Here is a 428-nt window from a genome sequence, read left to right as displayed (position 1 = left end):
TTTTTTTGCAGGTCCAGCAGGGCCTCGGCTCGCTTGAGGCGCACCTGGGCCCGGGCCAACTCCTTTTCCAGCTCCGCGACGCGACGGGCACTCGCGTCGGGGACTTTCGCCGGCGGGCCGCGCTTCTTCGGATTCTGCGCCGACAGCTCCCCTGCATTGCGCTGGCGCCGCCACACGCTCAGCAGCGACGAGTACAGCCCTTCCCGGCGAAGCAGTGCTCCCACTTCACCGGGCTTCGTGCAGCGGTCTGCCTCCGCGAGCACCCGCAGCTTGTACTCCGCCGTGAAGCCTCGACGCCGCGCCTTCTCCTCCACCTCGGTCTCCCTGACCCGAACCTCTTCCACCACCGGTTTCATCGTCCCTGCCTGGGTCGCCCTGCACACTAAACTGCCGGGTACGGACTGGCTCACTCACGTTGGCAGAGAGGG

General features: G+C 67.3%; 1 protein-coding gene. It reads right to left on the bottom strand.

The genetic code is table 11. From position 1 onward, the window contains the following. A partial coding sequence (locus HUA78_RS45765; RefSeq protein ID WP_174479138.1) for a transposase occupies nucleotides 1-356 on the bottom strand: 356 nt, incomplete at its 3' end. Nucleotides 357-428 lie beyond the last annotated feature (72 nt).

Source organism: Myxococcus sp. CA033, assembly GCF_013336625.1.
GTDB classification, from domain to species: domain Bacteria; phylum Myxococcota; class Myxococcia; order Myxococcales; family Myxococcaceae; genus Myxococcus; species Myxococcus llanfairpwllgwyngyllgogerychwyrndrobwllllantysiliogogogochensis.
This window is presented reverse-complemented; position numbering and strand designations above follow the sequence as displayed.